Here is a 12,419-nt window from a genome sequence, read left to right on the forward strand (position 1 = left end):
ACTTCCTTATTAGAGGGCTGTCGATAAAAATCGGAGTACGAAAGGTAATTTTTCTTCAAAATCATCCATTGCATGATCACCATCAGCGTCGGTTAAAATCAATGCCGATGGCTGTGCTGCATTATAATAACGTTGTGCTTGACGATAATCCAAGACTTCGTCACCTCGTTGCAACAGTACAAGAATTTTATCAGCATGCTTTAACTTCGTGTCAGCAATTGATTGTAATTGCTGCAATTGGTCGGCATCGAGTGTCCATGAATCAGTGACTTTGAGCGGGATTTGTTCAATCCCGAATAAATCTTCGAATAACTGCCATGGTTGCATAGCAGGATTAATCAGTACAGCAGGGCATCCATATTTTGCGACAAAATATGTCGCATAGAATCCCCCTAAGCTACTTCCAACCAATGCAACTTGATCGAGTGGTAAACTTTCAATCAGCTTAGAAACATCTCTTAAAACGTGTTCAGGCGGCTTATTCAAATCAGGTAAATGCACATCAGTATGCTCAACATTCGTGCAATATTGTTCTAATTGTTGCCCCTTTTTTGACATGGGGCTGCTTTGAAAGCCATGTAAATAAATAATTTGCATACGCACCATAATAGACAACAGCTTGACTTATTGCCAAATAAATCACATTATTCAGATTAATAGACAAACAAACAACAATATAAATTACATTTAAGCTTGATATTGTCTGACACAAAAAACGATAGTGCACTCCGTTCATCAGTATTCTAAAAAAATTACTTATGAAACACATAAGATGTAAGCGTTTGTTGTAGTTTATCTAAAGAATATTAAGTCAATTACTTCAAACCTTCGGTATATATCAAGGATGGGGAAATCAATATGCCAAGTTTAACGCCTCTGCATGAAACCTACTGCAAATGGGACAGTACACCCCCTAGTCAGGCAGATGTCTTGGAAGGTTTTGCACAAGTTGTGAGCACAAGCTTAAGTGGTGTTCACGAATTGGTGCAATTAGTGCAAACAGAAGTGTTACGGACAACACTTGGTTTAAGCGCACAAAAAGCTAAAAAATTACAGAAACTTCCACAGTTGCAAAAATTTTATCAATTTTCTTATGACACATTACAGAAGTACGGTAGCAGTTTTCTTGCACCAAGTTTACGTCATATTATTGAAAAATTCCCGGTGCTGCATGATAAGCCCCTGACACCAACACTTCATTTTGTGGTGGGTGCATTAAATGGCATTTTTGGAGACTTTTTCTTAAAACAACACAACCCAATGGCTTTACCTATGGTGCTTTATGATCATTATGGATCATTACAACAAGGTGAATTAACTGGTCGTATTGTCATTCTTACACATGGTCTGTGTATGAATCATCTCAGCTGGTCAAATAGTCGTTATGGTGGAATTGGTGAACGTTTGCTTGCGCAACGGGACAACAACACCATGTTATATCTGAACTACAATACAGGGCGTCGTATTTCTGCAAATGGTCGAAGCTTTGCAAATGTACTTGAAGATTTAGTGCAACGAAATCCAAGAATCACCAGCATTGATTTAATCGGACATAGTATGGGTGGCTTGGTTTCTCGTAGCGCCCTATTTTATGGCAAACAAAATCTCTACCAATGGGTGCACATGGTTGAGAATTTAGTTTGTATTGGTTCGCCACATCATGGTGCAGTGCTAGAACGCTTTGGTTTTATTTTGCAAGATAAATTGGGCGCATTCCCTTTTATTAGCTTAATTGGTCAACTGGTCAACATTCGTAGTAATGGTATTTTAGATTTGCGTCATGGCAGTGTTCGAGATGATGATTGGGAACATAATGATGCACGTATTGGCTTTGCGGATGACAATCGTAAACCTGCACCATTGCCCTCACATATCAATACCTTCTTAATTGCAGGTACTTTAGAATTTGAGAAATTGCGTAATAAAGCACTCTCTGTCATTGGCGATTATTTGGTCAGTGTAAAAAGTGCGCTAGGTGAACATCAAAATCCACGCTTCCAACTTAAATTACCAGAAACTCATAAAGCCGTATTCTATGGTTTAAACCATTTTGAAATTCAATACCATTCGAGTGTTGCTGAACAGATTACGCGTTGGTTATATCCCGATGTTGACGAAGTCGTTGAGGAAGGTATCCAAACACATTTAATCAACGTTCCGAATAATTATACTTTTGACGATTTAGATGGCATCGTAGAAACCTGATCTCAGTCTTCTTGATCCAATAAAAAAGCCAACGCATCGTTGGCTTTTTTATTATTTAGCGGCACTATAATGTCTAAACAACTGCCATAAACATACCAATAAGATCAAACTGAAATACAGCAAGGACCATACTGGTAGAGATTGTCCTAAGAAAGTCCAATCAATTGCTGCACATTCGCCTGAACCTGAAAGCACTTCTTGAAATACCGCTTTCATTGGCAATGCATCAACTAAATAGTCTAAGCCTGGACCACAACTTGGCACCTTATCAGGTGGTAAATGTTGTAGCCAAACATGACGAGATGCCACGCCAACTGACCAACCAATGGATAAGGTTGCTAATAGTGCATAAAAACGTTTAAAACCATTTGAAATCGGATTATGAATAAATGCGACTAAGGCAATCAATCCCATTCCAATTAAGCCAATACGTTGGAAAATACACAGTGGGCAAGGCTCTAAACCTTGCACATGTTCTAAATACAACGCAAACGAGATACCAATAATACTCGTTAGTACCAGTAATGCACTAACTAAGCGGTAAGTCCATCGCATGGGAAGTCCTCTAAAATTTTAACGGTATTGTGCAAGATATTGTTCGAAGCTGATGTCGTTATCTTGTTCAAGTTGCGCCTGTTTTTGCAACGATGTTTGCGCTAATTCTGCAAAATATTGTTCTCTTTCTGCACCCAACTGATGTTGCTCATAACGATTGACATGTTGTTGAGCCATGACACTCCCAAAGTTCCATGTCCCACCATGATCCAAAGTATCTTTAATCACATGCGCGGAAAGTGTATTTTCAACATGATCTAAACGCTGCTGCATCACTTGGATTGCCTCACAATATAATTGTGAACCATCCATTTGATCTAACAAAATAGCGCAGTCTTGAATCGCATTTAAATGACGCTGTGCCCAATCATGAAGTGAAACTATTGTTTCACCTTCTATAATTTTAGCATCTACTGCACGTCCACGATTAACCACTTCAGTTTGATTATGATCAATTTGCTCTTGTTCTTCTGCAAACAAATCAGGACTGTCATTTAATAAACAATACAACGCTAAACTTTCAAGAAAACCCGCTGAAATTTCATCAATTCCAATCGCACTATAGGGATTGACATCGACTGCACGTAATTCCACATAGCCCACACCACGATTTTTCAATGCTTGTGATGGGGTTTCACCCGCTTGTGGCACTTGCTTCGGACGAACGAGACTGTAGTATTCATTTTCGATTTGGAGCACGTGATCATTGATTTGAATCGGCTCACCCTGTTCATCATTTAAACCTAAATCGGTAAATTCAGGATAAGGGGTATGTACCGCTTTTTGTAATCCATCGAGATAATCGTGTAGATCGTTGTAATGAATGCCCAATTCTTTTTGTGCTGAGTTTTGATAGCCCAAACGCCCCATCCGCAACGCAGTCGCTTCTGGTAAATATAATGTTCCTTTAACCAACGGCTGCAAGTGATGCTCGCGCCCTGTTAAAAAGCAACGACAAACCGATGGGCTAGCACCCAACATATACATCACTAAAGGGATCAAACGAATAAAGTTTCGAATCAAACCGAAATAACGATGGCTACGATAATCCTGCAAACTGAGTTGTTTTAATTCTGGCTTGGTTTCATGTTGTTGCAATACTGCAAACAATTGATCAGGAAAAGATAAATTGTAATGCACACCCGAAATGGTTTGCATACGGCGACCATAACGTACACCTAAACCATGACGATATAAGGTTTTAAAGCGGCCAATATTAGAAGTGCCGTACTGTGCTAATCGGATATTCTCTTCGTTGTCGTCCAACATACACGGCATAGAAAGTGGCCAAAGTCTTTCGCCTTGTTCTAGCTGCTGATGCACTACGCTATGGATATCTCTTAATTCATCTAATGCAGCTGCGATGGTTGTTTTCGGTGTGGTAATAAACTCCATCAATGCTTCTGAATAATCTGTCGTGATATGCGGATGTGTCAGTGCAGAACCCAAAGCATCTGGATGATTTTTTTGTGATAAAAATCCATTGCTTTGCATACGTAAACTTTCGCGTTCAATACCGCGTAACATTCCTTTTAATAGCGAAGCATCTACCCAAGTCGGTATCACAAAGGAAGAAAGTATGCTGGGTTGATTCATAATTTATATGCTCGCTTATTTAAGATCAGCAAACCACATCAATGGTCGCGACTCGGTTATTCCGCCAATTATAACGACAATTGTGATCTAGTCATCTGATTTAGTTTGGCAATTTTTATCACAATCTTATTACATAAGACATGCTGAAATTGTGATTTTATTAAAAAATAAATCTTCCGATGGATACTGAACTATGCAAGCGCAGGACATTATTAATTTCTGGTTTGACCCTGAGCATCGCTCGCTTTGGTTTGCCAAAAGTGATGAATTTGATGCAAAAATTCGCGACCAATTTCAAATAATTCACCATCAAGCGATCCAAGCTGAACTTTGGTCTTGGCGACACACACCAGAAGGTCGTTTAGCTGAGATCATTGTGCTAGATCAATTTTCTCGCAATCTATATCGAGACCAAGCGCAAGCCTTTGCCTATGACAATATGGCGTTGATACTGGCTCAAGAAGCGATTAGCTTACAACTCGATGCTCAACTTAGCCCTGAACAACGTGCATTTTTGTATATGCCATTTATGCATAGTGAATCTAAGCTGATACATGAGTTTGCTTTAAAACTGTTCCAACGCTTGGGCAACGAAATTAACTTAAATTTCGAGAAAAAACATAAAGTCATTATCGACCGTTTTGGACGCTACCCACATCGCAATGCGCTATTAGGGCGCGTCTCAACCCCCGAAGAACTAGCATTTTTAACAGAACCGAATAGCAGCTTTTAAGTCACTCATCTCCCACGACTTTGACCATAGGAATTGCAGATGAAAGCTTTATTGATCTACACGCCCCTCCTTGTTGCATTGACATTCACAGGCTGTGCAACCGTTCCATCTAAACCCAAAACCTTCGATCAACTGGGTCAATTCACCGCTTATCCATTAAATAACAAAACTTACCGCATTGGTTTCCAAGCAGATAATAATTTGAGTTATGGTACAGCAGAGGAAATTACTTTACTCAAAGCTGCACAAACCACGATAAAAAATGGTTTCCGTTATTTTACCGTGGTCGATGACCCAAGTAACGCACGACATAAAACGCAACGCCAAGCCGTGATTTACTCCACCCCATCGTATTACCCATATGGCTACTATCGTCGTCACCCTGCCTTTTGGCCCGATCCATTCTATGATATGCCACAAGTGGTCAATCTTGATCCAATCCAAGTGTCGTATACTATCGAGTGTTTTCAGACTCAGCAGCAATCACCTGATGCTTTTGATGCGCAACTCATTTTGCAATCATTAGGGCAAAAATACGGATTGAGTCCAACAGGAGACGTGTTGCAGCCCCCTGCGCCACCTCAAAACAAAAAGTAAATTGATAAGGATGACTCAATGAATTCAGTCGAAGAAATTCACGTACCGAGCCTGCAAAGAAGTAAGTACTTCGCCACAATGGCATTGATTATTGCTGTGGTGGCATGGATTGCATTAATGGTCGTGGCACATTTTCTACCTGAATATAAATGGATCATCCACATCTTGATGCTCGGTGCAGAAGCAGGTGTAGTTGGTGGGCTGGCTGATTGGTACGCTGTCACTGTACTCTTTCGCAACCCTTTTGGGAAAATGCCTTTACCAAAACTATTGCGTGACCACACCGAAATTATTCCACGGAATAAAGCTCGTATTGCAGAATCAATGGGGCGTTTTGTACAAGAAAACTTTTTATCTCCTCAAATTGTTGAACGCAGTTTAAAAAATGCCGACCTCAGTTTGGCCGTCGGTCAATGGCTAGCCAAGCCTCAAAATAACCAACAAGTCGTACAGATGATTCAACATACTGTACCGAAAATTTTTGAATTTGTGAGCCAAGATCAAATTGCCCACTTTGTGCAAAACAATAGTGTGCAATGGGTGCGCAGTACCAAAATCAATAAACTCGCCAGTGAAATGTTACGTGCTGTTTTAGAAAATGATTTCCATCAAGACGTATTACAACGTGGTCTTGATCTGGCGCATGAGTGGATGGTCTCTCATCCTGAAGAGGCACGAGATCTATCACGTAAACTGTTCCAAGAATTAGGTGTTTGGAAGCTTGCTAAAGGTGCAAGTTGGATTGGGATTGATGTGCAACAACGGACGATTGACTCACTGATTGAAAAAGTTGAATCAATGTTAGCCAATCCTGAACATCCATGGCGACAAGACATTGAAGCAACCACGCATGCACTGATGTTACAACTGGCAGATACAGACAGTGATGCCAGTCAACGTTTAAATAGTGGAAAAGATGCGCTGCTCGATAGCCCACAAGTGCTGAACTTTATCAGTGGTGCAGTGGCGATTTTATGCGATGCGATTAAAACTGATTTAATGCAAGAAGATTCAGGCATTGCCACCAACTTACAAGTCGCGATTCAACAATTGGGTGAAAGCTTGATTCAAAATGAAAAAGTGCGCCAAGTCTTGAATGAGAAAATGGTCGGCTTAGCAACCAATTTCAGTGAGCAATACAGTGATAAGATTATTCGCTATATCAGTGAACGCATTCATGAATGGGATTCGCGTGAAATGATTGCCAAAATCGAAAGTGAGGTGGGTGGTGATTTGCATATGATCCGTGTCAATGGCGTCATCGTGGGTGCGTTTATTGGTTTAGCCCTCGGTGTGATTCGTGCGGTTGTTGAAAATGTTTTGTAAATGATATGATTAAGGACGGTAAAACCGTGATGTTTTATCGTCTTTTTTATCACTGAATTGAAATAAAATAAGCCCCAATACGAATATCATCCGATTTAGAAATCTATCATTTCACGCCCTTTTCGTAGATCAAACCATGTATTTACTTTCTTGATAATAACGAGTCAAAGCATCTGTATCTTGCTTTAAAAATGCGGTCAGATAAGTTTTCACTTGTACCAATGAAAGTTGATCAAAATGAATCTTTTCTTTTGCCTGAAGCGTAATTAATCCAAAGATTTGCTTTTTAGCAATAACCACTGGAATATTAGTCTTCACGATAAATTTAAGTTCTTGAGCAGACCCATAAGGATTCAAGACAATTTCTATCGTTCGTTCCTTGTTTTCATCGGTAATGGTAAACGTTGGGCTAGCACCATTAAGCTGTAGCCAACGGCTTAATTGTTTTTTCCAACCCATTTTATCAAAGCGAGTTAATACCCCAATAGTATTCAGTGCCTCAAGCTGCTCTACATCTTTTAAATCAATATGATGTGGGTAGCGTATTTTTAGATCGAAACTGTCCATTACTGAATGCCCTATTTGACAAAAAATAGTATTTATTTTAATCAACACCTGTAAATTATATCGCTTAAAAAATAAAATATAAACACCCTATATATTTGAAAATTAACAATTAAATTTACAATTTTAAATCAAAATTGACCAATTCTGTCAGAATTGTTTTTATTAAGACACAATTCCAGTATTTCTCTTGATGGGAAACACACTCTTTAAACGAACAAGAGAGACTTATCTCTTGTTATTTAGAAAGCGAGAATTTGGAAAAATCCCCTCTTTATCGCTACAATCACCTCAAAATAAAATGGAATTAGGTTAACCACAATGTTGCAGCTTCAGTCAAAACTCCCAAGCCAAGGTGTTACTATTTTTAGCGTGATGACTGAACTCGCACAACGACTGAATGCACTGAATCTATCACAAGGCTTTCCCGATTTTCCTGCTCCGCCTGCACTACTCGAAGCCCTTAGCCAAGCCACGCTTTCAGGTTATAACCAGTACCCTGCGGGTGATGGTGTGTTGGCATTAAGAGAGCAATTGGCAAAGCAGTTTTTGCAGCGAGATCTACTGCAACTCGATCCTGTCACTGAAATTACCATTACCCCTGGCGCAACCATTGCGATTTTTTGTGCCATTCAAGCCTGTATTCATGCAGATGATGAAGTCATTATTTTTGACCCGAGCTATGACAGCTATGCCCCTGCGGTACAACTGGCAGGGGGAAAATCAGTTCATATTCATTTAGAAGCGCCAACATTTCAGGTGAATTGGCAAAAGGTCAAAGATTGTATCAATGCAAAAACTCGCATGATTATCGTCAATACACCACATAACCCAACAGGGGCAATTTGGTCAGAACAAGACTGGCACCAACTGATTGAACTCATTCAAGATAAAAATATTGTGGTGCTGTCAGATGAAGTATACGAACATTTGGTTTTTGACGGGCAAAAGCACTATAGCGCACTACAATTTCCAGAATTACGTGAACGTAGTTATGTGATTGGTTCTTTTGGCAAAAGTTATCATGTTACAGGTTGGAAAACAGGCTATTGTGTTGCTGCTCCGCATTTGATGCATCTGTTCCGTCAGATTTATCAATTTGCCAATTTCTGCGGCACCACACCTTGCCAAGTTGCCTTAGCGCACTATATGCAGCAGCATCCTGAGCACGTTCAGGAACTCCCACATTTTTATCAGGCAAAACGGGATCTTTTTAATACCCAAATCCAAAATTCACGTTTCCAATTTATTCCATCACAAGGCACTTATTTCCAAAATCTCGATTACAGTGCGATTCGCCCTGACTTGAATGATGTGGAAATGTGCCAATTCCTCGCAGAGCAACACAAAATTGTCGCGATTCCTATTTCCGTTTTTTATCAACAAGCCCCCGAGTCACTACGCCTGATTCGATTCTGCTTTGCCAAAACTGATCAGACTTTACAACGTGCAGGAGCAATCCTTGCAGAGTGTTGATCAACAAAAATAAACCGAACAATCATGACGTCAATATGACCGATGATGGTATGGTGGAAAAAATAGAAACGTTTCTGGGCGAAGCGTGAAGGAAATAGAATGACACCACGCCAACCTTTGGTCATGCAACCCAATCTATGGAAAACTTTTTTTGTTTTTCTTGTTCCGTTGATTGCTACCAACATTTTACAGAACTTGTCGGGAACGATTAATACCATCTTTGTAGGTCAAATGATGGGAGTTGATGCGATTGCTGCGGTTTCTGTATTCTTCCCAATTCTTTTCTTTTTATTGGCATTTGTCATCGGGATCTCCGCAGGAACGACTGTACTGATTGGACAGGCATGGGGTGCACAAAATCTTGAAAAAGTCAGAAGTGTGATTGGTTCGACTCTATTTATGACTTTAATTGGGGGCAGCATTATTGCTGTTTTAGGTTGGAGCTTTGCCGAGCATATTTTGCAATTATTAGGTACAGATCCTAAAGTCATGCATCTTTCTTTACCTTATGTTCGTTGGATGCTGGTGGGTAGTCCATTACTGTTTGTCTATATTATTTATACTTCGATTTTACGCGGTGTCGGTGATAGTGTTACCCCTTTGATTGCATTGAGCCTAACCAGCCTGATTGGTTTGGCGGTAACACCTGTTTTGCTCAAAGGCTATTTTGGATTCCCTGCTCTGGGCATTGTCGCGCCTGCGGTGGCAACTATTATGGGATATGCCGCAGTCCTTATTTTTCTGAGCTTCTACCTTAATTACAAGAACCATCCACTGAAAATAGATGCCCGTCTATTGAAAAGTATTCGTCACGATAGCAATCTAAGCAAACTAATCTTAAAGCTTGGTATCCCAACAGGCATCCAAATGGTGACGACCTCATTGGCAGGCTTAGTCATCATTGGTTTGGTTAATCATTATGGTGCGCATGCGACCGCAGCGTATGGTGCAGTGAACCAAGTACTCAACTATATTCAGTTTCCTGCCCTCTCTATCTCAATTGCGGCTTCTATTTTTGCCGCTCAAGCAATTGGTGCAGGAAAACCCGAATTATTAGCCAAAGTTACACGAACCGCTTTGGGAATGAATGTCATATTCACAGGCAGTTTGATCACTTTAGCCTACTTATTTTCCAAATATTTAATGGCATTATTTATTACCGATCACAGCGTCATTGAACTTGGGCAGCAGCTCTTATTCATCGTATTGTGGTCGCTTTTATTCTTTGGTGCGAGTGCTATTTTTGCTTCAATCATGCGGGCTAGTGGAACCGTCAATGTTCCGATGATGATTAATATTCTGACCATTATTGTAATTGAAGTTCCTTGTGCCTATTGGTTTAGTTCGTTATGGGGCTTAACGGGCATTTGGACTGCTTATGCACTTTCTTTTGTGTGCTTATGCGTATTACAAGCCTCTTATTATCAGTTCTTTTGGAAGAAAACCAAGATCAAAGTCCTTATTTAAAAACTTCTTTGATCCTCAAATAAAAAAGCCATTCTCTAAGAATGGCTTTTTTTATGCTTGAAACTTACATCATTTTCGTTGCAAGTGCAGCAATACGTTGATAACCCGTCGGGAATAGACGTTGGAAAGAATCCACAATACGAGCATCTGTTCCAATTAGCAGACGGCGTTTATCTTTCAATACTGCATTTAAAATCTGACGAGCAGCTTCTTCTGGCGGTGTACGTAAAAATTTATCAAACTGCTTGATCGATTTATTTGGATCCATGCCCAAGCTCTTTAAGCTGTCATTCATTTTAGCAGCTTTTGCGATATTGGTACGGATACCACCTGGGTGTACGCAAAGAGAACTTACGCCACTCTTTTCAATATCAAGTTCTTGACGTAATGATTCAGTAAAACCACGTACCGCAAATTTTGTTGCATTGTATGCAGATTGTGTTGGTTGCGAAGTTAAACCAAAAATACTTGAGATATTAATGATATGACCATCTTTGGTTTGCTTAATGAATGGTAAGAATTCTTTGGTGCCGTAAACCACGCCCCAGAAGTTAATTCCCACGATCCACTCTAAATCTTCATAGCTTGCGCCTTCAACAGTTGAGCCAAGTGCCACACCTGCGTTATTGAAAATCATATTCACTGAGCCATGATCTTGAACAGTTTCTTGCGCCCATTGCTTCACCGCTTCACGGTTAGACACATCAAGCACTTTGGTCGTTACTGTGATTGGGTTCTGTTTTACCAACTCAACAGTTTGCGCTAATCCTTTCTCATTGATATCGCTCAATGACAAATGGCAACCTTGTTTAGCCAATAAAATTGCCAATTGTTGTCCAATCCCAGAACCTGCACCTGTGATCGCTGCGACTTTATTTTTAAAATTTTTCATTGCCTATCCTTTGTATTGCGAATGATATGCACACATTTGTCTTGATCATGTGCAGTTTAAGCTATAACCAATATAATTTTGACAATATGGGTTGTCAATATAGTACACTACAGCTTTAAGACAAATGGCAATAACCAACATATTACTTGTCATATTAGGTCTATTTACATTTCATGACGTAAGATGTTTAGACACGATGAAATAAGTTTTACGAAATTTAGTTATTCTAAATTCGCAAGACCTGTTTAAAATGCAAATAAATCTTAGATATACGATTTAAAGACTTTTTAGGGAACGGTTTTTCCATGGCAACTGAAGATCTAGCGACACGCAAGAAAAATAATACCGAAGCGAAAGAGCGTCAGTTTAAAGGTCTCTCTTTAACTGAACGCAAAGAAGTTCGCCGCGAAAAGTTGATTGAAGCAGGCATTGCAACCTATGGTACACAGGGTTTTTTTTCGGTCACTGTCAAAGATGTCTGTAATGAGGCGAAGCTGACTGAGCGTTATTTTTATGAATCATTTAAGAAAAGTGAGGAACTTTTCCAAACGGTATTCTTAAGAATGATTGGCAAAATGCAAAATTGTTTAACCCAAGCCGTGCTGATGGCTGCGCCTGAACCTAAGAATATGGTCACGGCAGGTTTATCCGCATTATTAAGCGCAATTAAAGATGACCCTCGTATGGCACGAATTATTTATATCGATGCCATGTTGGTACAAGATTTACATAATCAGGCGACGATTCAAGAAACCTTGACTCAATTTGACCGAATTATCCAAGCTTTCGTGATGATTACCATGCCGAATGCACCTCAAAGTGGTGAAGAAGTTTCATTAATGGCAACAGGTTTAAATGGTTATGTGACGCATATTATTATTCGTTGGGTTTCCGAAGGTTTTAAACAGCCCTTAGAAGATGTGTTATCTGCTTGTTGTGCTGTTTTTTTATCATTTATTGAAACCACCTCACAAAAAAATTAAAATCCTTTTACAGTTTTGTGACGAA

Annotated in this window: 12 protein-coding genes; 7 read left to right on the top strand and 5 right to left on the bottom strand. The window is 39.7% G+C overall.

Annotated elements, in window-relative coordinates:
• Positions 1–9 precede the first annotated feature (9 nt).
• Entirely contained in the window at positions 10–597 is a 588-nt protein-coding gene (locus O1449_RS15055; protein WP_269230384.1) for a YqiA/YcfP family alpha/beta fold hydrolase, read from the bottom strand.
• Between the two features lie 261 nt (positions 598–858).
• On the opposite strand from O1449_RS15055, the gene O1449_RS15060 reads away from it, so the two are divergent.
• Positions 859–2,205 (top strand): PGAP1-like alpha/beta domain-containing protein, encoded by a 1,347-nt coding sequence (locus O1449_RS15060; RefSeq protein ID WP_269238724.1) that lies wholly within the window; start codon positions 859–861, stop codon positions 2,203–2,205.
• 51 nt (positions 2,206–2,256) lie between these two features.
• Here O1449_RS15060 and O1449_RS15065 read toward each other — a convergent pair whose 3' ends face one another.
• Positions 2,257–2,760, bottom strand: a complete 504-nt coding sequence (locus O1449_RS15065; RefSeq protein WP_004659814.1) for a disulfide bond formation protein B — start codon at positions 2,758–2,760, stop codon at positions 2,257–2,259.
• A gap of 18 nt (positions 2,761–2,778) precedes the next feature.
• Entirely contained in the window at positions 2,779–4,356 is a 1,578-nt protein-coding gene (gshA, locus tag O1449_RS15070; RefSeq protein ID WP_269238725.1) for a glutamate--cysteine ligase, read from the bottom strand.
• A 193-nt stretch (positions 4,357–4,549) separates the two neighbouring features.
• Between gshA and O1449_RS15075 the strand changes: the two genes are divergently transcribed.
• From O1449_RS15075 to O1449_RS15085, 3 genes are read left to right on the top strand one after another with little or no spacing between them, the layout of a single operon-like run.
• A complete protein-coding gene (locus tag O1449_RS15075; protein WP_269238726.1) occupies positions 4,550–5,089 on the top strand; it encodes a DUF924 family protein in 540 nt (179 codons plus the stop codon).
• Positions 5,090–5,128: 39 nt separating this feature from the next.
• A complete protein-coding gene (locus tag O1449_RS15080; protein WP_241334482.1) occupies positions 5,129–5,686 on the top strand; it encodes a CC0125/CC1285 family lipoprotein in 558 nt (185 codons plus the stop codon).
• Positions 5,687–5,704: 18 nt separating this feature from the next.
• On the top strand, positions 5,705–7,012 hold the full coding sequence (locus tag O1449_RS15085) for a DUF445 domain-containing protein (RefSeq protein ID WP_269238727.1): 1,308 nt from the start codon (positions 5,705–5,707) through the stop codon (positions 7,010–7,012).
• A gap of 129 nt (positions 7,013–7,141) precedes the next feature.
• On the opposite strand, the gene O1449_RS15090 is transcribed toward O1449_RS15085, so the two are convergent.
• Positions 7,142–7,579, bottom strand: a complete 438-nt coding sequence (locus O1449_RS15090; RefSeq protein ID WP_269229316.1) for a hypothetical protein — start codon at positions 7,577–7,579, stop codon at positions 7,142–7,144.
• 318 nt (positions 7,580–7,897) lie between these two features.
• Here O1449_RS15090 and O1449_RS15095 point away from each other — a divergent pair, with 318 nt between their 5' ends.
• Positions 7,898–9,052 (top strand): methionine aminotransferase, encoded by a 1,155-nt coding sequence (locus tag O1449_RS15095; RefSeq protein WP_269238728.1) that lies wholly within the window; start codon positions 7,898–7,900, stop codon positions 9,050–9,052.
• A gap of 99 nt (positions 9,053–9,151) precedes the next feature.
• Positions 9,152–10,519, top strand: a complete 1,368-nt coding sequence (locus O1449_RS15100; RefSeq protein ID WP_269229314.1) for an MATE family efflux transporter — start codon at positions 9,152–9,154, stop codon at positions 10,517–10,519.
• A 64-nt stretch (positions 10,520–10,583) separates the two neighbouring features.
• On the opposite strand, the gene O1449_RS15105 is transcribed toward O1449_RS15100, so the two are convergent.
• On the bottom strand, positions 10,584–11,411 hold the full coding sequence (locus tag O1449_RS15105; RefSeq protein WP_004659799.1) for an SDR family NAD(P)-dependent oxidoreductase: 828 nt from the start codon (positions 11,409–11,411) through the stop codon (positions 10,584–10,586).
• A 305-nt stretch (positions 11,412–11,716) separates the two neighbouring features.
• On the opposite strand from O1449_RS15105, the gene O1449_RS15110 reads away from it, so the two are divergent.
• Positions 11,717–12,394: a TetR/AcrR family transcriptional regulator gene (locus O1449_RS15110; RefSeq protein ID WP_269229313.1), complete on the top strand. Its 678-nt coding sequence runs from the start codon at positions 11,717–11,719 to the stop codon at positions 12,392–12,394.
• The last annotated feature ends 25 nt before the right edge of the window (positions 12,395–12,419 follow it).

Origin of the sequence: Acinetobacter sp. TR3, from assembly GCF_027105055.1 — a bacterium.
Taxonomy (GTDB): Bacteria; Pseudomonadota; Gammaproteobacteria; order Pseudomonadales; family Moraxellaceae; genus Acinetobacter.

Excerpts from the sequence above, each read along its gene's own strand:
- O1449_RS15055 (WP_269230384.1), bottom strand. The coding sequence starts at position 597 with ATGCAAATTATTTATTTACATGGCTTTCAAAGCAGCCCCATGTCAAAA.
- O1449_RS15060 (WP_269238724.1), top strand. The coding sequence starts at position 859 with ATGCCAAGTTTAACGCCTCTGCATGAAACCTACTGCAAATGGGACAGT.
- O1449_RS15065 (WP_004659814.1), bottom strand. The coding sequence starts at position 2,760 with ATGCGATGGACTTACCGCTTAGTTAGTGCATTACTGGTACTAACGAGT.
- gshA (WP_269238725.1), bottom strand. The coding sequence starts at position 4,356 with ATGAATCAACCCAGCATACTTTCTTCCTTTGTGATACCGACTTGGGTA.
- O1449_RS15075 (WP_269238726.1), top strand. The coding sequence starts at position 4,550 with ATGCAAGCGCAGGACATTATTAATTTCTGGTTTGACCCTGAGCATCGC.
- O1449_RS15080 (WP_241334482.1), top strand. The coding sequence starts at position 5,129 with ATGAAAGCTTTATTGATCTACACGCCCCTCCTTGTTGCATTGACATTC.
- O1449_RS15085 (WP_269238727.1), top strand. The coding sequence starts at position 5,705 with ATGAATTCAGTCGAAGAAATTCACGTACCGAGCCTGCAAAGAAGTAAG.
- O1449_RS15090 (WP_269229316.1), bottom strand. The coding sequence starts at position 7,579 with ATGGACAGTTTCGATCTAAAAATACGCTACCCACATCATATTGATTTA.
- O1449_RS15095 (WP_269238728.1), top strand. The coding sequence starts at position 7,898 with ATGTTGCAGCTTCAGTCAAAACTCCCAAGCCAAGGTGTTACTATTTTT.
- O1449_RS15100 (WP_269229314.1), top strand. The coding sequence starts at position 9,152 with ATGACACCACGCCAACCTTTGGTCATGCAACCCAATCTATGGAAAACT.
- O1449_RS15105 (WP_004659799.1), bottom strand. The coding sequence starts at position 11,411 with ATGAAAAATTTTAAAAATAAAGTCGCAGCGATCACAGGTGCAGGTTCT.
- O1449_RS15110 (WP_269229313.1), top strand. The coding sequence starts at position 11,717 with ATGGCAACTGAAGATCTAGCGACACGCAAGAAAAATAATACCGAAGCG.